Source organism: Spirochaetota bacterium, assembly GCA_004297825.1.
In the GTDB taxonomy this organism is placed as follows: domain Bacteria; phylum Spirochaetota; class UBA4802; order UBA4802; family UBA5368; genus FW300-bin19.
In genome coordinates this window covers 1-23,597 of record SCSX01000009.1, presented here as the reverse complement: position 1 = coordinate 23,597, position 23,597 = coordinate 1, and the positions used below count along the sequence as shown (strand labels likewise).

Genomic DNA, 23,597 nt, shown 5'->3' with positions numbered 1-23,597 from the left:
TCACTTCTCCTCTCGAACCTTGCGAATATATTCCTGGATCGGCATTCGATCGAACTCGACCTTCTCGTCTTTCACCCCGAACAGATATCCTATCGCTCCCCGCGAAAACGCCACTGTGGTGTACACCAGTCCCGTACCCAGGTTGAAATCGAACCCCTTCACCGACATGGAATTATCGACCGGGAATTGCGCGATCCCCAGCTTCGATTCCCCTTTTTCCCTGCTCAGTCCCTTCATCAGCCTGTTAGCGAAGCTTGCGCCGATTTTGTAGATGTTGATGGATCCCTGCGCAAGTATCTCCTTTTTAATATTTCCAACTTTCCCTGCGAAATTCGCGTTCAGGGACAGCTCCGCGTCGCGCGTCTTCTTCTCCGGGTCGAACTCGTCGAGCTTGCCCAGGTCCACGTTGGTGATCTCGAGTGTCAGCTTATATTCCATGTTCGCGGGCTTCATATCGGCCAGGTTGAACATGATCGTCCTTCCGTACAGCGAGCCGTCGAGCACGTATGCCTTGAGGTTGGAGATAAGGAAGGTGTTTTCCCGAAAGGTCATGTTCGCTGAAAAATCCTTTAGGTATTCAAACGGAAGCTCGCGCGACGGATGCTTCGCGGCGATCGAGCTAATCGTGAAATTCGGCTTATCCTGGAAATAATCGCTTTCCATGACATCCGTCTTGTCTACAAGCAGCCTGGATTCTCCGGAGTAGCGGGGCGTGAAGTAGTACTCGAACGGAAAATCCATGTTGACGTCGTTTACCGTGAGTTTTGCCTCATTGTTCTTCACGAAAAGCTTGTCGATTTTCACCGAGCCGAAGGCCTTTCCGCTTTTCAGGTCGCCCTTGACGAACGCGTTCACCTGCGCAGTTCCGGACAATTTCCACGGCCCGAACACCGGTTTCTCCTGCGGGGCATCCAGTCGTATCGCCAGCCGGATGTCCGAATCCTTCATGGGGGGTGCGCTTATATCCACCCACCCGTTTGCCGAGACGGTAAGGCTTTTCTCGGGACTCGTGATGGTGAATCTGTTTATGGCCGCGAACTTGTTCTGGTTGCGCATCGCAATATCGGCGTCTATTCTTAGATCAGTTACATCGAAATCCGGAACCAGGACAAGCATCCCGAGTTGGGCGTTCGTCGCGTCCTGGTTCATGGCGAAACGGAGGTCCAGGGCCATGTCGACGGGCTTTTTAAACGGCAGGCCCTTGAGGCTCTTCTTGATGTTGTTCGGCAACATGGCCATGAGCGGTTCTTTCATGAACGTGAACTTCGGGATCCTGATCGCACCGGAGGTGCCGGCGGCCAGGTTCACGTTGCCGGTCATGCGCATATCGAGCGCGCTCGTACCGTCCAGCGGGTTGTACATCCGCATCGAAATATTATTGATTTCGATCGCCTGAAAGCCGCTGTACGCCATTACGTCGATCCCCACGTCGAGGCCGTTCGCCCCGGATTTGTTCTTGTTCAGCGTGTACATGAACGAGGGTATCGAGAGCCGGGAGGATATCTTCATATCGTCTTTCAGCTTGTTCACCGCGTAACCCAGTTTAAGAAGGGGGATAGTAGCCTCGGCCGCGGGATTCTTGAAATAGACGTAGGTGAAATTCACCTCCCCGTTGATGTCCATCCTGTCGGGTGTGCCCTTGACTGAAAGCGGGTACAGGGAAATAACGCCGCTGAACCTTGTCGCGTAATCATGCGTGAGCGCGAGAAAATACGGGTAGAGATCGTCCAGGACGATGGCGCTCTCCTCCATCTTTATGTCGACCACGGGAGCGGTCGTCACGTCCTTGACCGACCCGGCCAGGAAGAGCCAGCGGCGATTCAGGAACGTGACGCCAAAATTGTTTACCCGCAGGAAATCGCTCGTGGGATCGTAAAAAATATCGTACGAGACCATGAAGTTAAGGGGGGCAAGGTGCGCCTGCTTGAAGCGCACTGGCGTACGGTACGTTCCGAATTTCAGGAGGCTTTTGAACTCGGGCTTGTTCGCCTCGGTCTTGCTGAAGAGAAGCTTCCAGGTCAGGATAAGCGGCGGCGTCACGTCGGCGTCCTGCGAATAAAACGAAACCTGCATCTCCTCCTCGGGATTGAGCACGATCTTCATGCGCTCGAGGAGCGAAACCGCTTCCAGGGATTTCGGTATCTTCTTGAACGGGGGAACCCATATGTCCATGGTATACGTAAGACCTTCGACGGCGGCGTTGAACGTGCCCCCCTTCACATACATCCTGAAATCGTCCAGGATGAATTTAAACAGGAATTCAACCGAGATGGGCAGGTTCACCTCCTTGCTGGGGGGGCCTTCGTCTTCCTTCTTTTTCTCCTCTTTTTTCTCGGGTTCCGGTTTCTTTTCGGACGGCTTCATGAGGCGCGCGGCATTCCAGGCACCGTTTTTTTCCTCGAGGTAGATGCGCGGTTTATATATCCCGATTTCATCGAAATGCACATTGCCCGCAAACAGCGAAAAGAAGCCGTACTTGAGAACAAGTTTCTCAATCGCGACGAACGTGCTCCTGTTGAATTCCTCCCCGTTGCGGATAAGGATATTGTCGATCTCGAAACCGCCGTAAGGACTGAAACTTTTAACGTTGAGGGAAATCTCGCCGTTCGACATCTCGTTGAAATTCGAGACTATGAGCTTTTCCACCCGGTCGGGGGTCAGATATATTTTAAGACCGATCATGACAATGGTGACCAGGCATACCAGCACCAGGGGAATCCAGATAAAGAGGACCTTTGCCGCGATCAGGGCCACCCGCGCTTTCATCGAGCGCCTTCCCGCTGACGCGGCCGTCCGAGGCCGGGAATCACGCGATTCGGCAGGGCGTGGCCCGGCCGGCAGCCCTTCTTCGCTCTTGACTAGGGGGACGTGTTTCTTTAAACGCTTTCCTTCCCTGGCATCCGAGGAGGGTTTCTTCTTTTTCATCGGGCGGCACCTGTTTCTTGATTTTGGAACCTAGATTATAGATAACAAAATCCCAAGCGCAAGAAAAATTTAAAGCGTGCGAAATGGAGGGAATTCGAGGCCCTGGGACTGCAAATAAAATAAAGTTGCCCGCCCGCGCGGCAAGGAATACACTGCACACGCGCAATAATTGAGGGTGTGAAATTCCGCGTGCGGAATACAGAGGTGAACCATGTGTGATACAATCGTAGCCGTGGGCGCGGCGACTTTTGACGGATCGGTCATACTCGCAAAAAACAGCGACCGTGAACCTAACGAGGCCCAACTCCTGTACCGCGTTCCCGCGGCACGGTTTGCGAAGGGGGAAACGCTCCGCTGCACGTTTCTCACCATTCCGCAGGCGCGCATCACCCAGGAGGTGCTTATTAGCCGTCCCTTCTGGATGTGGGGATGCGAGATAGGCGTCAACGCGTCGGGGGTGGCTATCGGTAACGAGGCGGTGTTCACCAGGGAGCCCTACGCAAAGACCGGTCTCACCGGGATGGACCTGATGCGCCTCGCCCTCGAGCGGACCTCGACCGCCCAGGACGCGCTCGTCCTGATCACCGACCTCATCGCGGAACACGGACAGGGAGGCAATTGCGGGTATCAGCACAAGCTCTTCTACCACAATTCGTTCATCATCGCCGACAAGACCTCCGCCTGGGTGCTCGAGACGGCCGGACGACACTGGGTCGCGAAGAAGGTACGCACGATCGGCAGCATTTCGAACGGAATCACGATCGAGGAAGACTTCGATCTCTCGTCCAAAGGGCTCGAAGATTATGCGCGCGGCAAGGGTTACCTCAAACCGCACGAAAATTTCAGTTTTCGCCGCGCCTTCTCCGATACGCTTATCACCTATTTCAGCCAATGTAAAATTCGGCAGTCTCGCACCCACGAAATGCTCGCCGCGCACGAGGGCGCCATCACGCCCGCGCGCATGATGGGATTCCTGCGTGACCACGGTGCGGATCCCCTCCAACGTCCCCCCCATAAAACGTCAATGGGAACGGTGTGCATGCACGCCTCGTTTGGGCCGCTGCGGGCAAGCCAGTCCACCTCTTCGATGGTCGCGCATTTGAGAAAAGACGTGCCGGTCTACTGGGCGACGGGGACCTCAGGTCCCTGCACCTCCACGTTCGTACCCTATTACCTTGCGGGCCGGGATATCGCGTACCTGGACAGCGAGTGCGGAAAGACCTTCTCGAACAGGGTGCTCTGGTGGCGTCACGAGCTCCTGCACCGGCAGGCCCTGTCGCGCTATTCCGCGTGGCACCGGGAATTAGCCCCGCACCGTGACACGCTCGAAGCTGAGTTTATTTCAAAAGAAGGACCTTCATACAAGAAGCACAGGAAGGCGACCGCGGCGGGAAAAAACGCGCTCATGAAATTTTCGAAGGAATGTTTCGACAAGGCAAACGTCGCGCGGGAGATATGGACCGCGCGCCTTGCGAACTCGGGCGTCGATCGCGGGATACCGCTCCGCTACCGGTACTTCTGGTCCTCCCAGGGAAGGAAGGCCGCAATCCCGCTCTGAGCCCTAACCCCGGTACGCGACGACCTCTATCTCGACCAGCGCCCCCAGGGGAAGCGCCTTTACCGCGTAGGTCGAGCGCGCCGGGAAATCGGCGGAAAAGTATTTCGCGTAGACGGCGTTCACCGAAGGGAAATCGGCGATATCGGTGAGCAATACGGTGGCCTTCACCACGTTGGCGTACCCAACCCCGGCCGCTTCAAGCACCGCGCCGATATTCTTGAGCGCCTGTTCCGCCTGGGACTCGGCCGTGGAACCGGCGAACGCCTTGCTCGCGGGATCGAGCCCCAATTGGCCGGACAGAAATATCAGACCCCCCGCCTCCGTGCCCTGCGAATAGGGCCCGATCGCCGGGGGCGCCGTTACCGAGGTAATGATCTTTTTCATGGAACTCTCCTTTATATCTGCGGGAAGATGTACTGCTTTATCAATTCGAAATTGCGCACAACGGACTTCGCGCCCGTGACCATGTCCATGTGGCCGGGGAGCAGGTACTCGATGTCGAGCCCCGCCATCCTGCCGATGCTTTCCTTCAGCTTCGCGGGATCGCCCCCCGGAAAATCGACGCGCCCTACGCTTTCCTTGAAAATGAGGTCGCCGCAGACGAGGGCTTTTTTCTCCTTCCAGTATATGCACGCGGAGCCGGGCGAGTGACCTGGTGTCTGGAACACTTCGAGATTTACGCCGTTCACGTTCCACACGCCCTCTTCCATGCGCACATCAAACGAGAAGGAAGGAAATTTCATCCCGAACATCGCGAAAAATTCTGGCCCCACCTCGTTCAAAAAGTCGATCTCCTCGACCAGCATGCCGACCGGCAGGCCCTTCTTCATGAAATACTCGCACCCCTCGAAGTGATCCGGATGTGAGTGGGTGCTTACGACCGTCCGCACGTCGTCGGGGGAGATACCGTCCTGGCGCATCGCCTCGAAGCGCAGGTCGAGATGGCGCGCGAGTCCCGGGTCGAACAGGATATTGAGGGGCTCGCCGAAATAATACATGTTGCAGTTGTTCTCGAAAACGCCCTTCCAGATGTAGGCGTAAATGCCCTCGGCAATTTTCATGCGTTCACCACCATTGCTGCGGATTCCATCCCGGTACCGGCCGGCAATGCGTCACTCCGCGATCTTGGAGAAATCCATGAGATCGTTGAAGGGCGCCAGGATGAGCTCGAGCAGCGCGATCCTGTTGTCCCTGACGGCCGTGTCGTCGGTCATGACCATGACCGCGTCGAAAAAGGCGTCGATAATTCCCTTCCCGTCGATCAGGAGGGCGAAAAGGTCGATATACTTTCCTGCCGCGATGAAATCCGCGATGGCCGCCTTTCGTGAATCGAAGAATCCGTGGAGCTTTTTCTCCTCGTCGGCCTGGAGCCTGGTCGCGTCGAATACGCACCGGTACCCGGCGTTCTTCTGCCTGAAGGCGGTTACGATATTGTTCATGCGCTTGAAGCTGAGCAGCATCTGCGCGAATCCCTCGTTGGTCCTGAATTCGTGCAGGCTGCGCGCACGGGCATACAGGTCCAGGTAATCGTAGCACGGTATCGAAAGGCAGGCGTCGATCTCGTCATAACGGAACCCGGCCTCGGTGAAGATTGTATTCGCGCGCGCCGATATGAACTCAAGTATTTTCGGGACCAGGTCGCCGCCGTTTTTGTACCTGCCGGCGGACTGCACCAGGATATCCCTCACGTTAAGGCGCAGCCCGTTCCTGATAATGAGCTCAACGATCGCGTTCGCCTGGCGCCTGAGGGCGTACGGATCAGCCGATCCCTTGGGAATATTGCCCACCGAGTACGAGCCAATAATATTGTCGATCTTCTCCGCGATCGAGAGCGCGGCCGCCACGGGGCTCGCCGGAAGCGGGTCCCCCTGGAAGCGCGGCTTGTAATGCTCGTCGATCGCGTTCGCGACCTCCTCGTCCTCACCGTCCAGCAGGGCGTATATCCGCCCCATCTTACCCTGGAGCGAGGTGAATTCGAACACCATCGCGGTGTTCAGGTCCGCCTTGCAGAGTACCGTGGCCCTGTCGAGCTTCGTTTTCATCGCGGCGTCCATCTTCATCTGGCCGCCGATAAGCCCCGCGATGAACCGGACCCGTTCCACCTTGTCGAAGATCGTACCCAGCTCCTTGTGGAAGAGCACGTTCTTGAGCGATTCAACTTTGGAGAACAGCGTGGTTTTCCTGTCCTCGTCGAAAAAGAAGCGCGCGTCGTTGAAGCGCGCGGTTATGACCCGCTCGTTACCCTTTCTGACGTTATCCGTGGGTGGATTGTTCGATACCACGAGGAAGCTTGAAAGAAGCGTTCCCTTTTTGTCGCGCACGGCGAAATACTTCTGGTGCTCCTTCATTTCCGTGATGAGCACGATATCGGGTATCACCAGGAACTCTTTCAGGAACTCGCAGACGACCACGCAGGGATTTTCGGTGAGGAAGGTGACCGTCTCGATCAGGTCCTCATCGGCGACAAGCGCGCCGCCAAGCCCGGCCGCTGCGGCCTTCAGGGCGCCGCGAATCTCCTCGCGGCGAAGCCCCTGGCTCACGATAACCCCGTTGTCCCGGAGCGTCTTCTCGTAGGAGGCGATGGTCTTGATCTCGACCATGCGGTTGAATTGCACGTAGTGGCCGCGGGTCTTGTTCGACGACGCGATCCCTTCGAGGGAAAACGGGAGTACCATATCATTGAAAAGAACCAGCAGATAGGATATGGGCCGGGGGAACGCGAGCTTTTTATCGCTCCATCGCATCCTCTTGGGAAACGGGATACTCTTCACCACGTGTTCGAGAATCCCCGGGATGATCTCTTCCGTCTTTCCCGAGGGCATCGTCTTTCGTGCGTAGACATACTCGCCCTTCTCGGTGGAAACCTTATACAAATCCTTGAGGCTCACGGCGTTTCCCTTGAGAAACCCGTCGAGCGCCTTCGTGGGATTGCCTGCGCCGTCGTACGCCGCCTTGACCGAGGGGCCCTTAACCTCCACCTCTTCCTCTTTCTGCGCGGATGCCATTCCCTCGACGAGTACGGCGATCCTCCTGGGGGTGGCATACACCACGACAGAATCATGTCCGATACGCCCGGCCGTGAGTTTCGACGCAAATTCCGTTTTTATATATTCTATTGCCGGCGGCAGGTAACCCGCGGGGATTTCCTCGGTTCCCAGTTCGCAGAGAAAATTGAATCCCTTTGACATTGCATTCCTCACACACGTGGACGTTGACCCCTGTATATGCGAACGCCGATGCTGAGCAAGTACTTTTTGAGCGCGGGGGGGCAGATATTACCGACGCGTACGCTTTTACTGGAGAACGCTGAAGGGGTTGGTATTGACGCCGTCTTTTATAAGCTCGAAATGAAGATGCGGTCCGGATGAATAACCCGTGTTGCCGCTCTTGCCCAGGTATTGCCCCTGCCGTACGTACTGCCCTTCGCTCACGATGATGCGCGAGAGATGGCCGTACACCGATTTCCATCCGCCCGGATGCCCGACGATCACCACATAGCCATAGCCGCCCATCCACCCGGCGTAGGTCACCTTGCCGAACTTGGTTGACCGTACCCAGTCATACCCGTTGCAGATGTCGATTCCCTTGTGAAAATCGTACGCCGCGGTGAATGGGTCGTGGCGCCAGCCGTAACCGCTTGCGATCGCGCGGGTCGAGGCCGGCCAGAGAAAACCCGGCACCATGTCCATGGGCTTCGCGTCGGGAACGAATATATCGGACCCCACGGCGAGAAAATCGCTGTTCCTGACGCTGTTCTGCGCAAGGATTCTTTCCACGGGTATGCGGTACATCCGCGCGATCGAGTGGATGTTCTGTCCTTTTTTAACCGTGCAGACGATACCGTCCCTGCTCGGGATTTTCAGGATCGTCCCCTCGGACACCATGTCGTAGGACATCAGGGTATTGTTGCCGCAGATCGTATCCATTGAGACCCCGTAGTCCTTCGCTATCTGCCCTATGGTCTCGCCCTTCTTTACCCTGTGAATGCGAATAGTTACCTCCGCGTTTTCGTCGGGGGCCGAGTAATCCGTTTTATCGGATTGGACCAGCTTCGCTTTGAGCTCCTCGTCTTTAGTGCGGCCGGCATCCGGCGAGGACCACAGGGATGCACCGGCAATGACAAAGCCCGTGACCAGCAGCATCGAAAGGATAAACGCGGGAATGCGGAATTTTAAAAGCGGGTTTGTTTTAAAAAAATTGTAATACACGCGCTTGCGGCCCCGGTAAATAACGACAACCCCGTCAATGGACGAGGATATGGTGAGTCTACCGAGTCGATATGTACTGCTTTGTACCCTTCTCATCAGGCAATCGCGATGGTATGGATTCTACTCCTGTATTCAGAATATCGGAAAGGCAGGGCCTGTTATTTAGCAGACTTGTCCAGTATTTTGTCCGCGCCGCTCGAGTAGGATTCCTCGATGATCTTCTTCACGTCCTTTCGCTGGCCGCCGGTGATCGTGATGTGTCCCTGGGCGATCACGCCGCGCTGGATGGTGAGGGTGGGCGTTACGATATCGCCGAGCACGCGTCCCGTTTCGAGCAGCTTGACCTCGTCGTCGGCCTTGATGTTCCCCACGACGGTGCCCGCGATCACGACCGATTTCGCGTCGATGTTGGTTTTCACCTTGCCGGTCTCACCCACGACAAGCTCCTCGTCGGTCTTGATCTCTCCCTCGAACTTGCCGTCGATCCGCAACGAGCCACTAATGTAAAATTTACCCTCGAAAATCGAACCTTCGCCTATGGTGCTGTTGATATGATCTCCCTTGGATGCCATTATGTATTCCTCGCAGTGAAAGTTGGTACGTGCAGCCCGACGGTCCCCTCCGCATTCGTGAGCGGATTCCACGCACGCCGTTTTATATTCGCCACGCCGAAAATTATTTCAAGGATTTTTTATTCAGGTGCCGATTGCGGGCATGGTTTTATCGGGATTCTTGAGCTTCCCTATCGAAACCAGCGCGAGCCTGGAATTCCCGAAGATCGCGGAACAGACACGGTCGTAATCTTCAAGGTTGATCGCGTTAATCTTCGCGACGATTTCGTCGAATACGAAATCACGCCCGAATATCATCTCGTTCTTGGCAAGCTGGCTCATTCTCACCTCGGTGCTTTCCATGCTCAGCGCGAGATTGCCCTTCATAAAGGTCTTCGCATCGGTCAATTCCTCCTCGCCGATGCCGGTCTTGAGCATGACCCCGCACTCCTTGACGATGAGGTCCAGGGCGCGTTCGTAGCTCTCGGGCGATGTCCCACAGTAGATGCCGAAGACGCCCGCATCGCTGTAGGACGAATGAAAGGAGTAGATCGAGTAGCACAGTCCTTCGCTTTCGCGTATGTTCTGGAAGAGCCTGGAGGACATGCTTCCCCCCAGGATGGTACTCATGGCGTACAGGGCAAAGCGGTCGTCGTCGTTCCGGCGAAGGCCGTCGGTCCCCAGGCAGAAATGCACCTGCTCCAGCTCCCTGGGGAGGTGGCGCCTGTACACGCGGCTCGGGTTGACGAGGTCGGGGGCATTTATCGGACCTGGCGCCGGCACGGGACGCGACCAATGCTTTTCGATACAATCCCGGGCCGATTCGATTTCAAAATTGCCCGCGATCGCGAACACGCAATTGGCGCTGTTGTACTGTGCCTTAAAAAAATCGATGATGCTCCCGCGCGAAATGGCGTTTATATTCTCTTCGGTACCCAGGATCGGGTGGCCCAGCGGGTGCTCCGACAGCATACATTCCATGAATACGTCGTGAATAAGATCATCAGGGGTATCCTCGTACATCCGGATCTCCTCGATGATCACGTTCTTTTCCTTTTCTATTTCTTCCTTATCGAACAGGGAATTGTAGTACATGTCGGCGAGCAGTTCCACCGACATGTCCAGGAAATCGGAAACGACGTTGATATAGTAACAGGTATATTCGCGGTTCGTGGCCGCGTTGTGCTGCCCGCCGACACGGTCCACGATTCGCGCAATGTCCTTGGCGGTGCGATTCCCGGTTCCCTTGAACAGCATGTGCTCTATGAAGTGCGCGTAGCCAACCTCGAGAGCACGCTCATCCCGGGAACCGGTCTTCACCCAAAGACCAACCGACACCGACACCACCCCCGGAATGGATTCCAGGAGCACCGTCATGCCGTTATCCAGCGTATACTTTTTTACCATCCGCGGACTCTATCGCTTCATCGCGTCTTTTCTGCTGAGATCGATGCGCCCCTGCCGGTCGATACCGATCACCTTCACCGTGACCTCGTCGCCCTCGTGAATGACATCGGTAACCTTCTGTACCTTGTTGAAGTCGAGCTTGGAAATATGGACCAGCCCTTCCTTGCCGGGCGAGATCTCCACGAAGGCGCCGTATTCCATCACCTTCTTGACGACACCGGTGTATATCTTCCCGACTTCGACGTCTTCCACGATCGCGCGGATTTTCGCCAGGGCGCGCTCGATCGCATCCGCACCCAGGGCCGATACCGTTACCACGCCGTCGTCTTCTATATTGACGTCCGCGCCGGTTTCTTCCTGAATCGACTTGATGACCTTGCCGCCGGGTCCGATCACCGCGCCGATCTTGTCCTGCGCAACGGTGAGTATCGCGATGCGCGGCGCGTGTCTCGGGAGCTCCTTTGCCGGGGCCGGGAGCACGTCGGCCATCTTTCCCAGTATATGGAGCCTGCCTTCCTTCGCCTGCTGCATCGCCTTGCGCATGATCTCGGGGGTGATTCCCTCGATCTTGATGTCGAGCTGGAACGCCGTGATGCCCGTTCCCGTCCCCGCGACCTTGAAGTCCATGTCGCCCAGGTGATCCTCGATGCCCATTATATCGGAAAGAATGGCGTACTTGTCGCCTTCCATGATGAGACCCATGGCGATGCCCGCCACCGCCGATTTAACCGGCACCCCCGCGTTAAAAAGCGAGAGCGAGCCCGAACAGACCGAGGCCATGGACGAGGAACCGTTCGATTCGAGTATTTCCGATACTATCCGGATGGTATACGGGAAGTCCATCTGTCCGGGAAGCACGTACTCGAGCGCGCGCTCCGCGAGCATGCCGTGCCCGATCTCCCTGCGCCCGGTCCCGCCGGTGCGCCCGGTCTCCCCCACCGAGAAGGGCGGGAAGTTGTAATGGAACATGTATTTCTTGTAACGCTCGCCCTCGATCGCGTCGATTCTCTGCGTATCCGATACACTGCCCAGCGTGATGATGCCCAGGCTCTGCGTTTGGCCCCTGGTAAAAACAGCGGAACCGTGCGCGCGGGGAAGCACGCCAATCTTGATGTCGATGGGACGGATTTCCGTGAGCACGCGGCCGTCGGCGCGTTTCCCTTCGTCCAGGATGCGCGTGCGCATGATTTCCGCGTCGATACCGTCAAGAATGCCGTACGCCTGCTTGATCGATTCCGGGTACTTTTCCTTGAGCTCCGCGGTCGCCTCGTCGACGATGGCCTTAAACCCGGCTTCGCGGTCCTTCTTCTCCTTCACGGAGACGAGGTCATTCACCGCGGAAAAATATTTATCGCGGATCTCCTGTGCAAGCGCCTTGTCGTTCGCCTTGGGAACGTACTGCAAGGGAGCCTTGTTCACCTTCTGCATGAGCTCTACCTGCGCACTGCAGATATTCTCGATATTCTTATGGGCGAATTCGATAGCCTCGAGCAGCGCTTCCTCGGTCACGTTCTTCGACGATCCCTCGATCATCGTGACGGCTTTTTTCGTGCCGGCCACCATGAGATCGATTTCGCTCGATTCCATTTCCTTGAAAGTCGGATTGACCACGAGCGTGCCGTTTACTTTTCCGACGCGCACCGCGCCCACGGGCCCGTGAAAGGGTATGCCCGAAACCGACAGGGCGGCAGACGCCGCGTTGATCGCGAGTACGTCCGTCTGGGTCTGATCATCCGCGGAAAGCACGTAAATGATGATCTGGACCTCGTTCACGAAATCGTCGGGGAAAAGGGGCCGCAGCGGCCGGTCCGTGAGGCGGCTGGTGAGCGTTTCACGATCGCTGGGCCTGCCCTCGCGCTTTATATAACCGCCGGGTATCTTCCCCGCGCTGTAAAATTTTTCCCTGTAATCCACGGTAAGGGGGAAGAAATCCTGGTCTTCCCTTAATTCCCTGGAAACGACCGCCGACGCGAATACCACCGCATCTCCGCACGAAACGGTGACCGCTCCGTCAGCCTGTTTTGCGAGGTACCCGGTACTAAACCCGATCCTGTCCTTTCCAATTTCTACACTTGTATCAACAACACTCATTTTTTCCTCTCATCACTATTCGATTCCCGTTCATCCGGACAGGGTGCGTCGTACACGTTTCAGTGCGCTACCGTCTGAGGCCAAGCGACTCTATCAGGCTCCGGTACTTGTTGAGGTCGGTCTTCTTGAGATAATCGAGAAGCCTGCGCCTCTGGCCGACGAGCTTAAGAAGTCCCCGGCGGGAATGGTGGTCCTTCTTGTGGACCTTGAAATGCTCGGTGAGATGGTTGATGCGCTCCGTAATAAGCGCTATCTGCACATCGGGAGATCCCGTGTCCGTCTCATGCCTTTTGTACTGATCAATCACGACTTTTTTCTCGCGAATCATGTGAATCAACTCCTCCTGCATTATATAATTTCAATGTAACGGCTCATTGAAAACATTCAAGTAGCGTATCGTCCAATTATCGATGTCCATGTCGGCAATAGCAAACAGATTTTTACCGTCATCGCCTATGCAATAAATCGTGCCCGCGCCCCCGCGGATCTCGACGGCCTCGCTCCTGTCGAAGGCGGCCCCGTTCAGGACCTTTCGGCGCGCGTCGGCGCTCACCGCGATGAAGCCGAACGATTCAAGGGCGTCAAAGGGTCCGATTCTGCAGGCCGGCGCTTCGGTGCCGCTTCCGACAATTTCCTGCAAGTCCTCGATCGATGCAGCGTCCTCAACCCTGAAGCGTCCCGATTCGGTCCGGCGGAGATCCTCCAGGAACGCGCCGGTTCCAAGCTTTTCCCCAAGGTCGCGCGCCAGGGAGCGGATATAGGTGCCCTTCGAACACCGCACGTCCAAAACGACGCTCTTGCGTTCCCCGTCCATCGACAGGATATCGATCGAATCGATCCGGATATCCCGCTCCTTAAGCGGAACTTCCTGCCCCATCCGCGCCCGGTCGCTCGCCCTTTTCCCCCGGATCTTGAGCGCCGAGTACAGGGGGGCCCGCTGTTTTATCGACCCCAAAAATACTTTCAGGGCCTCCCCGATCATCCGCTCGTCGATATGGGCTGCGTCCCGGGTTTCAATGACCGCCCCCTCGCCGTCGTCGGTATCGGTAACCGTACCAAGCCTGATCGTCGCCGTATAACGCTTGTCGCTTCCAAGGAAATACTGGGTAAGCCGCGTGGCGGAGCCGGTGCAGATGACAAGCAGCCCCGAGGCCGCCCTGTCGAGAGTGCCGGAGTGCCCTATCTTCCTGGTTCCTAAAAGCCTTCCGGCCTCCTCAATCGCCTTGTACGAAGTAACGCCTTTCCGTTTATCGAAAAGCAGTACCGAATTCTTCCAGTCTATCACTTCACCTTTGAAGGCCAATTCGCCGATATTCTAGTCCTTTTCGTCATCCTGCCCCTCGCCCTCGGGGCCCTTGCGCTCGTCCTGCTTCCTGTTTATTTCGTCTATGAGCCCCACCAGCCGGACCCCTTCCTCAATAGACTTGTCCTGGATGAAATTGACGCGGGGCAGTACCCGCAACTGTATCGCCTTTCCCACGAGGCGCTGGATGAATTTCTTCGCCGATTCAAGCCCGGCCATCGACAGCTTCTGTTCCTTCTCGGTGCCCATGATCGAGATGAACACGTTCGCGACCGAGTAATCCCTGCTCAGCTCGACGCGCGTCACGGTCGCAAATCCGATCCGCGGGTCCTTCACCCCCGTCAAAAGCGTATCGCCTATCACCTGGCGTATGAGCTCTTCAAGCCGTTCCTTCCTGTGCGTGGTCATCTCCCTTCCCTAATCGAGCGTCTTGGTGATTTCCACAGTCTTGTATGCTTCGAAGGTGTCCCCTTCCTTGATGTCATTGAAATTTTCAACCCCGAAACCGCACTCCTGGCCCGCTTCCACCTCGGACACGTCGTCCTTGAACCGTTTGAGCGATTTCATTGTGCCGTCGCATATGACCACGCCATCACGGATAATCCTTATCTTGTTCTTACGCTGCATCTTTCCCGTGAGTACGATCGAACCCGCGATGACCCCCAGCTTGGATATCTTGAACACCTGCCTGACCTCGCCGGTGGCCGTGACCTCTTCTTTTATTTCCGGGGCGAGCATGCCTTCCATTGCGGCCTTGATCGTATCGGTGACCTCGAAGATGATGTTGTAGAACTTGATCGAAACATGTTCGCGCGCGGCAAGCTCGGAAACCTTCGCCGTGGGGCGCACGTGATAGCCTATGATGAGCGCGTTCGACGCGGACGCGAGCATGACGTCGGAATCGTTGATTCCGCCGGCCCCCGCGTGTATCACCTTGACACGCACCTCGCTGGTGGAGAGCTTCTCCAGGGATTCCTTGAGGGCCTGCACCGAGCCGTCCACGTCGCCTTTTATGATGACGCGAAGCTCCTGCACCTCGCCCACCCTGATCATTTCGTTCAGGTCCTCGAGGGTAACCTTACGCACCTTCTTCGCGGCTTCCATGCGCCTCAGGTCCAGCCTCTTCTGCGAGATCTGCTTCGAGTACTTTTCGGAATCGACCATCTGGAACGGATCGCCCGCGGAGGGAAGTCCCGAAAGGCCAAGCACCTCGACGGGGGTCGACGGCCCGGCTTCTTCGACCGCCTGCCCCTGGTCGTTGAACATCGCCCGCACCTTGCCGGAATATATCCCCACCACGAAGGGGTCTCCCACCTTGAGCGTGCCGTTTTGTATGAGTATGGTCGCCACCGGACCCCGCCCCGGGTCAATCCTTGATTCTATTACGGCGCCCTTGGCCATCAGCTTTTCATTGGCCTTAAGCTCGAGCATCTCTGATTGGATGAGAATGAGTTCCAGCAGTTCCTTTATTTTTATTTTCTGCTTTGCGCTCACTTCAGCAAACAGCGTGGTCCCACCCCACTCTTCGGGTACGAGCTCGTAGTTGGCCAGGTCCTGCTTGATCCTGGGAAGGTTGTTGTCGGGAAGATCGATCTTGTTGATCGCGACGATTATCGGCACCTTCGCCGCGCGCGCATGGTTGATCGCTTCGATCGTCTGCGGCATTACGCCGTCGTTAGCCGCGACCACGAGAACCACGATATCGGTCACGCTGGCGCCCCGTGCGCGCATCGTGGTGAATGCCGCGTGGCCGGGGGTATCCAGGAACGTAACCCTCTCCCCATGCACGTCCACCATGTAGGCGCCTATATGCTGCGTGATCCCGCCGAATTCTCCGGCGACCACGTTCGTCTCCCTGATCGCATCCAGAAGCTTGGTCTTGCCGTGGTCGACATGTCCCATCACGGTGACGACGGGGGGACGTTTGTGCCAGCTGTCGGGATTATCCACCTCGTCCTGGCGTATGACGGTTTCTTCGAAGAGCGATACCACCTTGACTTCGGTGCCGTATTCCGAGGCGAGTATGGCAGCGGTTTCCGCGTCGACGACCTGGTTGATGGTCGCCATCATGCCGAGCTTCATCAGCTTCGCGATAAGCTCGCTCGCCTTGACATTCATCTTCTTTGCAAGATCGGAGACGGTGATGCTCTCGGTGATCTCGATATTTTTCGGTGTGACCGCCGCGCGCTCCAGGTCGGAAGGCTGTCGCCCCTGCCCCTTCCGGCGGCGTTGAAAGATGTCCCTCCCGCTTTTTTCCTTCTCCTTTTCCTTGAAGGCCTTGCGCTTCGTGTCCCGCTGCTTGGTTATCTCTTTGGACTTCTTCCTTTTATCCTTTTCCTGTGCCGCGGCTTCGGCTTCCTTGTTCTCACCGGCTGGCTTGGCTCCGGTGCCGTCCGGCCTGCGGTCGCCTGTCGTTCCGCCGGGCCTTCCCGGACCGGGTCTGCCGCCGGCAGGTCGCGGTCCGCTAAACGGACGGGACTGCCCGCCATAGGGGCGCGGGGGGCCGCCTGCGCCCTGGGGCCTTCCGCCCTGTCCCTGTCCGGGGCGCCTGTCCCCGATCGGTCTTCCCTGGGAATCCCTGCGCGGTCCCTGGCCCTGTGACGGCCCGTGTCCCTGCGTGCTGCCGGGGCGTACTTCCCTGGTTTCGCGAACCGGAGGCTTTTTTTCCTCGACTGGTTTCTTTTCCTCAACAGGAGCTTCCTTCTGCCTGCGGGATTCCTCGCCGATCTTTTCCTTCATGAGCTCGCTTGAAACATGGACCTTTCTTTTCAGCTTGATCTTCGCGCCGGAGCGATCCGCGGTCTGCGCGGCCTTCTTTTCAAGAAGCTCCCGGGTTGCCTTCGCCCTATGCTCCTTAATCACCTCGATCTTTTTTTGCACGAGAAAAACGTCCTTCTCGCCCAGGTCGTCGTCCTGACCGGTACACTGGATTCCCAGGTCACGACAAATGGTAATGAGGTCCTCGACCGAGACATGATTTACATTGGCGATATCAAGCGCTTTCATTTAGTACCTTAAATTGCAGTATTAATTGCGTCCACCGGGAACTCGCGACCGCGGTAATACCCGGCCGGTTCCCTTCCGCACAGATCATTCCTGTGCGCCTTCTCCCTTCTCCTTATCTTTCGATTCCTGGGTATCTGCGCCCGTTGCCCCTTCTTCCGCTGCCGGTTCGGTACCTTCGGCAGGTTCTCCTTCGGTCTCCTCGCCTTCCTCGTCGAAGTCGATGGATTCCGCCAGGATGTCCAGTATCTTCTTCGCTGTCTTTTCGCCGATCCCGTCGATCTTGATCAGGTCTTCGTACGAGGTTTCGACGAGGTCTTCCACCGAGAGGATTCCCCCGGCTTCCAGCAGTTTAATCGTGCGCGACTCGAGGCCTGGCAGTTCCTCGAGCGGAGTCTCTTCCACGTCCTTCTGCGCGAAGAGCTGTTCCACCATCGCGCGGGACTCGCTGGAGCTCAGGAATTCACGGTACTGTTCCTCGGTCTTGATGTCTATCTCGAAGCCGCACAGTCGCGTCGCAAGCCGTGCGTTGTGCCCCTGCTTGCCGATTGCGAGCTTGTATTGCTCTTTTTCCACTACGGCGATCACGCCGCCGCTCCTTGTTTCGATGACCTCGCGCACCCGCGCCGGCGTGAGCGAATTTGCCGCCATCGTCCTCCTGTCCTCTACCCATTCCACGATATCGATCTTCTCGCCCTCGAGCTCCCTGACGATCGACTGTATCCGTATGCCCTTCATCCCGACACACGCGCCCACGCTGTCGATGTCGTCCCGCTCGCTCGTTACTGCGACCTTGGTGCGCAGGCCGGGCTCCCGCACGATGTTGGCGATTTTAACCACGCCGTCGTAGACCTCGGGTATTTCCATTTCGAAAAGTCGCTGGATGAACTTCGGGTTCGTCCGCGAGAGGACCACCCCGGGCCCCTTTGTATTCTTCTGCACGGCGAGGACCAGGGCCTTGATCCGCTCCCCGGTTTTGAAATGCTCGAGCGGGGACTGTTCGCGCGCGGGAAGGATTCCCTCGGTTTTTCCAAGGTCAACGAAAATTGCATCCTTGGTTTTACGCTGCAGGTACCCGTTGATGAGGTCCCCTTCCTTGTCCTTGAAATCGTTATAGACGATGTTCTTTTCGGCTTCCTTGATTTTCTGGATGATCACCTGCTTGGCGGTCTGCGCGGCTATTCTTCCGAACGATTCCAGGGGGTTTTCCTCGACCTCGATCTCGTCTCCCAGCCGCACGTCGGGATTGACCCTTTTCGCATCGCCCACGTAGACCTCTTCGGCCCTGTTCCGCGGGGAGTTGACGACCATTTTTCTGGAAACGATTTTCACCGTGTTCCGGTCGCGGTCGAACATCACGCGCACGTTGGTGTTCGATCCGTACTGTTTCTTATACGCTGAGATCATGGCGGAATCTACTATCTCCTCGATCATCTCCCGAGGGATTCCCTTTTCCGTTGCGATCTGGTGCAGCGCTTCAAAGAAGTTGATGCTCATATCCTGTGATCCTCGTCCGAATGGTGTCAGAATTCCAGATGCGCCGATTTGATCGCGCGAAACTCGACCGCCAGCGCTTCCCTCTCATCTTTCAATATAATAGTATCGCCTTCTACCGAGTCTATTCTGCCTTTGAAAAAAATGTGCGCGCCCTGCTCCTCATGGAACACGGCCTTGACGGGCGATCCCTGGAACCGGCGAAACTCGTCGATGCTCCTGACCTCCCTGTTAATCCCCGGGGAAGAAACCTCGGTCGAATAATTGGGAAGCACGCCCGATGCATCGAGTCTCACGGTGAACTCCTTCGTGAACGCCTCGCAATCGGACAGGGATATGCTTTTTAAACTGTCGAGCTTTATAATGATACGGGTGTTGGGCCCCCGGGGGAGCATTTTCGCCTCATATATCATATAGCCCTGATCCCGTGCCACTTCCTGCACGATTTCAAGCACTTGTTCCTTAACCGCGGGATTGTTCATAGCCGGACCGCTGTCTGTATTGAAAAAAGAGAGTGGCTTGAACCACTCTCTCCTTACATGCAGGTAAACACTTAAGGAAATAGGAAAATTGCTTTTCCATGAGCACTATGGGAATAACATCGATTAATTTCAAGAATTTTTTCAACCAGGCCACAAATGGTTGACACAGAAGTCATGGAAAAAAATCTGGCACATCGCCCCGGCGATGTCAGCGGTCAATTTCGGGTCGATTTACGCCTGCCCGCGCACCCAGGCCTTGAGGTCCCAGGGTTCGCATAGCGTCCAAATGTAATCCGCGGTTGAACCCTCCCTGACCGCATGGAGCCCCGTTTCCTCCGCGCGCCTGAAAAATTCGTCGAAGGCCTGCTCCCCGGGAAATTCAACCACGATGAATCGCGAGCGCGGGATCCCGTCGTCACGGAGGCGCCGGACCGGCTTCCAGCCGGATACGAGCACCATGCCGCCCAGACCATAGATGATCTTGCCCGCTTTCAGGTTATAATCCCGGTATGCGTCCTCGTCCGTCACGTTGAAGACATTAAGCGCGTAGATCATAGGGGATTCTCCTGTTCGAACACCTTCATGATCGCTTCAGCCATCACCCGGTATCCATCCACCGTGGGATGGACGAGATCGGATTGAACGAGCTTCCGGAACTCAAGTCCCTCGGCAATTCTATGAATCCAGTGTTCGTGAACCCGCGCTATGGAAAGGTCGTTCTCCCGGGCAATTTCCTCAAGCGCCGCATAAAACCTTTGCGCAAGATCGTTTTCGTCTTTCCTGGAAAGCGCCACGGAGGTCACCAATAGCATCTCGGCATTCGTTTCAGCTTCGATCCTGTTGACAATTAACTGGATGTTGTTCTTGAAACGCTCCACGGGGTACCCGCTGAACGCGTCGTTGAGCGCAAACTGTATGAACACGCAGTCGGGCTTGTACGAAATCACGTCGTCCATCAGCCGGTAATATCCGCCCTCCGCGGTATCCCCGGGAATGCCCTTGTTCACGAACCGGGCCTTGTTGCCCGGGTATTTAACCTTGAGCATCTCCTGGAGGAAGTCGAGGTATCCCTTGCGCGCCATCCAGCCCTGGGTGAGGGAATCCCCCAGCGCGACGATCGTGAGCGCCTCCCCCGTTTCGAGCTTTTCCCTGATATTTTGCAGATGCATGCTTTCGATGAATTCCCGCGTTCGTACTGAAACGAGGCTAGTTCGTAAAGAATCCCCCTGTAAAGTGTTTTTTATCCCGGCCGGAGGTGCTCCCCAGGACCGGTTGTATCGGCGCCCGAGATTTGCTTGACTTTTGCCGCGCGGGTAAAGGATATCCAGATGAAGCACCGTACTTTCATCAACACCAGCGTGCAGAGGGACCCCATGAGCGAGCGCGAATACGATTTCCAGGATATCGAGGCCAGGTGGCAGAAGCGGTGGAGCGACGACCAGGTCTTTCTCGCCACTCGCGACAGCGCCAGGAAAAAATTCTACCTGCTCGAGATGTTCCCCTATCCCTCGGGAAGGCTCCACATGGGTCACGTACGCAATTATACGATCGGGGACGTCGTATCGAGATTTTTAAGGATGAAGGGCTACAACGTCTTCCATCCCATGGGATGGGACTCATTCGGCCTTCCGGCGGAAAACGCCGCGATCAAGAATAACATCCCCCCCGCGCGCTGGACGGCCGACAATATCAGCCACATGAAAATACAGCTCAACCGGATGGGATTTTCCTACGACTGGACGCGCGAGGTGACCACCTTCCACGAGGACTATTACAAGTGGAACCAGTGGATGTTCATCAAGATGCACGAGAAGGGCCTTGCCTACAAGAAGCGCGCCTCCGTCAACTGGTGCCCCAGCTGCAACACCGTGCTCGCGAACGAGCAGGTGGTTGACGGCGCGTGCTGGCGCTGCGATTCCGTGGTCACGCAGAAGGACCTGGAGCAATGGTTTTTCAGGATCACGAAATACGCCGACGACCTCTTGAAAGGCCACGAGGACCTCGCGGGCAAGTGGCCCGAGAGGGTGCTCACCATGCAGAAGAACTGGATCGGCCGCTCGACGGGCCTCCAGGTCAACTTCAAGCTTGAGAGCGGCGAGGACTTTCCCATCTTCACCACCAGGCCCGATACCATCTTCGGCGTGACCTTCATGGTGATCGCCCCCGAGCACCCGCTCCTCGACCGGATTGAAAACCCGGGGGTGCGCGCGTTCATCGCGAAGTTCCGCGCACAGTCCGTCATCGACCGTCTTTCCGACGAAAAGGAGAAGGAGGGCGTCGATACCGGCCTCAAGGTGATCAATCCCTTCAACGGGGACAAGGTGCCTTTATATGTAGGCAACTTCGTGCTCATGGAATACGGGACAGGCGCCATCATGGCCGTGCCGGCGCACGACACGCGCGACTTCGCCTTCGCGAAAAAATTCGGGATCCCGATCAAGGTGGTGATCGACAGGCCGGGCGATCCCCTGGACGCCGCGACGATGACCGACGCATACGTGGACGAGGGTGTGTGCGTGAATTCCGGCCCCTTCAACGGGATAAGGAACGAGGACACGATCGAGAAAATATCGGACTACGCGGAACAGAAGCGCATAGGCAAAAGAGAGATCAATTACCGCATCAAGGACTGGCTCATCTCGCGTCAGCGCTACTGGGGCTGCCCCATACCCGTCATCTACTGCGATGCGTGCGGCCCGGTCCTGGTCCCGGAACAAGACCTACCCGTGGTGCTTCCCACCGACGTGGACTTTCACGGGGACTCGCGCTCGCCGCTTATCACGCTTGACAGCTTCAGGAAAACCAAATGCCCCAAGTGCGGCGGCGATGCCCACCGGGAGACCGATACCATGGACACCTTCGTGGATTCCTCCTGGTATTTCGACAAGTTCACCTGCCCCCATTCGAAGGAAATGTTCGACAAGGCCGAGGTGGACCACTGGATGCCCGTCGATCTCTACATCGGGGGAATCGAACACGCGGTGCTGCATCTTCTCTACGCGCGTTTCTTCACCATGGTCCTGAACGATATGGGGCTCCTGAAATGCAGGGAGCCCTTCACCAGGCTCCTCACTCAGGGGATGGTCATAAAGGACGGCGCGAAGATGAGCAAGTCGAAGGGAAACGTGGTCGACCCCGACGACATCACGAAGGACTACGGCGCCGATACCGTGCGCCTATTCATGCTCTTCGCCTCCCCCCCCGACAAGGATCTGGACTGGTCGGACAAAGGTGTGGAGGGCTGCTACCGGTTCATCGGGCGCGTGTGGCGCCTCCTGGGCCGCCAGCAGGAACTGTACGTGGAAAACGCGAATCCGGACACGCTCGAGCTTGGTCCCGCGATCGCGAAATTCCGCAAAGAAGTCCACCGGACGGTGAAGATCGTCACCAACGACATCGAGGAGCGCATGCAGTACAACACCGCGATCGCGCGCATGATGGAGCTCGTGAACGCATGGTACCAGGTTCCGGAGCCGGAGTGCGCGACGCCGGGCGGAAGGGCCGTCGTGTCCGAGGCCATGGAAATGCTCCTGGGGATGCTCGCCCCGTTCATACCCCACGCTGCCGAGGAGCTCTGGGCGGCGCTCGGCAAGAAAACACTGATCATGAACCAGTCATGGCCTGTCTTCCGCGAGGATCTCGCCGTGCGCGACGAGGTAGAGCTCGTCTTCCAGGTGAACGGAAAGATCCGAGGCAGGGCGACGGCTGGCGCCGATATTACCCGGGCCGAGATGGAGGCGCTCGCCCTGGCCGATGAGCGCGTGAAGGAATTCACCGCGGGCAAACAGGTCGTCAAGATAATCGCGGTGCAGGGAAAGCTCGTCAATATCGTGGTGAGATGACCAGCCCCTTCGCAGGGATCAGCGGATGACGAAGCTGTACACGAAAAGGGCGCCCACGGCAAGCCGCACCCCGGCGTCGAAGTAGATCAGGTGCCGGGACGCCGCCTCGTCCATATCGGCAGTGGTCACCAGGAAGAGCTTTCTTATCTTGTTCGCGTACAGAAGTATGAATGGGCCGGTGAACACCAGCAGCAAACCGAATCCCAGCACGAAGGTGCCCATGGGCGCGCTCCCGTAGCAGGTGAGGGGAAAGCCCACGGCAATCAGGCCGGCCCCGTGCAGGAAAAACAGCCGGTGCGAAACCCACGCCTTCCAGAACGCGAAAAACCTCCCCGGCATCATGAACTCCGAGGTCCCTGTAATTATAAGGACCACGCCGAACAGCAGTATATAGTAACCAAGCATTTCTCGCTCTCCCCCGGGGCATCGATTACATTCATGTTAAGGCGTATTACTGCAAGTAAAAATCCATACCGTCTTCGGCCGCTGTGAAATAATTTTGTATTGACAGGACCGTCTAAAAAAAAGGAAAGTTTGGGGTTTTGGGCAGGATTGGTATTCACGGAGGATCAGATATGACCATTGAAAGAAAAGAGCGGATTCGCTTCGCCAAGATAAATAAGCATTTCGACGTGGAGGAGGTCGCGGTTCCCAACCTCTACCGCGATATATTTCCCTACGATAAAATCTGCAAGATCCCGTTCGACAACCTCATCCTGCCCCTGAACCCGGC

The 23,597-nt window shown here is 56.8% G+C and carries 19 protein-coding genes; 2 read left to right on the top strand and 17 right to left on the bottom strand.

The window, feature by feature from the left end; genetic code table 11:
- Positions 1-2,766, bottom strand: a complete 2,766-nt coding sequence (locus EPN93_01230; GenBank protein ID TAL39595.1) for a hypothetical protein — start codon at positions 2,764-2,766, stop codon at positions 1-3.
- A gap of 370 nt (positions 2,767-3,136) precedes the next feature.
- Between EPN93_01230 and EPN93_01225 the strand changes: the two genes are divergently transcribed.
- Positions 3,137-4,483 (top strand): peptidase U34, encoded by a 1,347-nt coding sequence (locus EPN93_01225; protein TAL39594.1) that lies wholly within the window; start codon positions 3,137-3,139, stop codon positions 4,481-4,483.
- Between the two features lie 3 nt (positions 4,484-4,486).
- Here EPN93_01225 and EPN93_01220 read toward each other — a convergent pair whose 3' ends face one another.
- The 15 genes from EPN93_01220 to EPN93_01150 all read right to left on the bottom strand — a co-directional run bounded on the left by EPN93_01220 (position 4,487) and on the right by EPN93_01150 (position 20,191).
- The gene (locus EPN93_01220) at positions 4,487-4,867 is read right to left on the bottom strand and encodes a reactive intermediate/imine deaminase (GenBank protein TAL39593.1); all 381 of its coding nucleotides are present in this window, start codon (positions 4,865-4,867) and stop codon (positions 4,487-4,489) included.
- Between the two features lie 11 nt (positions 4,868-4,878).
- Positions 4,879-5,544: an MBL fold metallo-hydrolase gene (locus EPN93_01215; protein TAL39592.1), complete on the bottom strand. Its 666-nt coding sequence runs from the start codon at positions 5,542-5,544 to the stop codon at positions 4,879-4,881.
- A 51-nt stretch (positions 5,545-5,595) separates the two neighbouring features.
- A complete protein-coding gene (locus EPN93_01210; protein ID TAL39591.1) occupies positions 5,596-7,671 on the bottom strand; it encodes a glycine--tRNA ligase subunit beta in 2,076 nt (691 codons plus the stop codon).
- A gap of 105 nt (positions 7,672-7,776) precedes the next feature.
- Positions 7,777-8,787, bottom strand: coding sequence for a LysM peptidoglycan-binding domain-containing protein (locus tag EPN93_01205; protein TAL39590.1), 1,011 nt, complete (start codon positions 8,785-8,787; stop codon positions 7,777-7,779).
- A 62-nt stretch (positions 8,788-8,849) separates the two neighbouring features.
- On the bottom strand, positions 8,850-9,263 hold the full coding sequence (locus EPN93_01200) for a polymer-forming cytoskeletal protein (GenBank protein TAL39589.1): 414 nt from the start codon (positions 9,261-9,263) through the stop codon (positions 8,850-8,852).
- 123 nt (positions 9,264-9,386) lie between these two features.
- Positions 9,387-10,649, bottom strand: coding sequence for an insulinase family protein (locus EPN93_01195; protein TAL39588.1), 1,263 nt, complete (start codon positions 10,647-10,649; stop codon positions 9,387-9,389).
- Between the two features lie 9 nt (positions 10,650-10,658).
- Positions 10,659-12,740 carry a polyribonucleotide nucleotidyltransferase gene (gene pnp, locus EPN93_01190; GenBank protein ID TAL39587.1) on the bottom strand — a complete coding sequence of 694 codons (2,082 nt, stop codon included), beginning with the start codon at positions 12,738-12,740 and terminating at the stop codon, positions 10,659-10,661.
- A gap of 67 nt (positions 12,741-12,807) precedes the next feature.
- Complete coding sequence (locus EPN93_01185) at positions 12,808-13,074, bottom strand: 30S ribosomal protein S15 (GenBank protein TAL39604.1); 267 nt, start codon at positions 13,072-13,074, stop codon at positions 12,808-12,810.
- Positions 13,075-13,098: 24 nt separating this feature from the next.
- Positions 13,099-14,052, bottom strand: coding sequence for a tRNA pseudouridine(55) synthase TruB (truB, locus tag EPN93_01180; protein ID TAL39586.1), 954 nt, complete (start codon positions 14,050-14,052; stop codon positions 13,099-13,101).
- Between the two features lie 3 nt (positions 14,053-14,055).
- On the bottom strand, positions 14,056-14,451 hold the full coding sequence (rbfA, locus tag EPN93_01175; GenBank protein ID TAL39585.1) for a 30S ribosome-binding factor RbfA: 396 nt from the start codon (positions 14,449-14,451) through the stop codon (positions 14,056-14,058).
- A gap of 9 nt (positions 14,452-14,460) precedes the next feature.
- Positions 14,461-17,049 carry a translation initiation factor IF-2 gene (locus EPN93_01170; GenBank protein ID TAL39584.1) on the bottom strand — a complete coding sequence of 863 codons (2,589 nt, stop codon included), beginning with the start codon at positions 17,047-17,049 and terminating at the stop codon, positions 14,461-14,463.
- 84 nt (positions 17,050-17,133) lie between these two features.
- A complete protein-coding gene (gene nusA, locus EPN93_01165; GenBank protein TAL39583.1) occupies positions 17,134-18,543 on the bottom strand; it encodes a transcription termination/antitermination protein NusA in 1,410 nt (469 codons plus the stop codon).
- A gap of 26 nt (positions 18,544-18,569) precedes the next feature.
- Positions 18,570-19,022 (bottom strand): hypothetical protein, encoded by a 453-nt coding sequence (locus EPN93_01160; GenBank protein ID TAL39582.1) that lies wholly within the window; start codon positions 19,020-19,022, stop codon positions 18,570-18,572.
- A 231-nt stretch (positions 19,023-19,253) separates the two neighbouring features.
- Complete coding sequence (locus EPN93_01155) at positions 19,254-19,577, bottom strand: DUF1330 domain-containing protein (protein TAL39581.1); 324 nt, start codon at positions 19,575-19,577, stop codon at positions 19,254-19,256.
- The gene (locus tag EPN93_01150) at positions 19,574-20,191 is read right to left on the bottom strand and encodes a hypothetical protein (protein ID TAL39580.1); all 618 of its coding nucleotides are present in this window, start codon (positions 20,189-20,191) and stop codon (positions 19,574-19,576) included. The genes EPN93_01155 and EPN93_01150 overlap by 4 nt, the downstream gene beginning before the upstream one ends.
- A 204-nt stretch (positions 20,192-20,395) precedes the next feature.
- Here EPN93_01150 and EPN93_01145 point away from each other — a divergent pair, with 204 nt between their 5' ends.
- Positions 20,396-22,864 carry a leucine--tRNA ligase gene (locus tag EPN93_01145; GenBank protein ID TAL39603.1) on the top strand — a complete coding sequence of 823 codons (2,469 nt, stop codon included), beginning with the start codon at positions 20,396-20,398 and terminating at the stop codon, positions 22,862-22,864.
- Positions 22,865-22,882: 18 nt separating this feature from the next.
- Here the strand turns inward: EPN93_01145 and EPN93_01140 are convergent, their stop codons facing one another.
- A complete protein-coding gene (locus EPN93_01140; GenBank protein TAL39579.1) occupies positions 22,883-23,269 on the bottom strand; it encodes a hypothetical protein in 387 nt (128 codons plus the stop codon).
- Positions 23,270-23,597 lie beyond the last annotated feature (328 nt).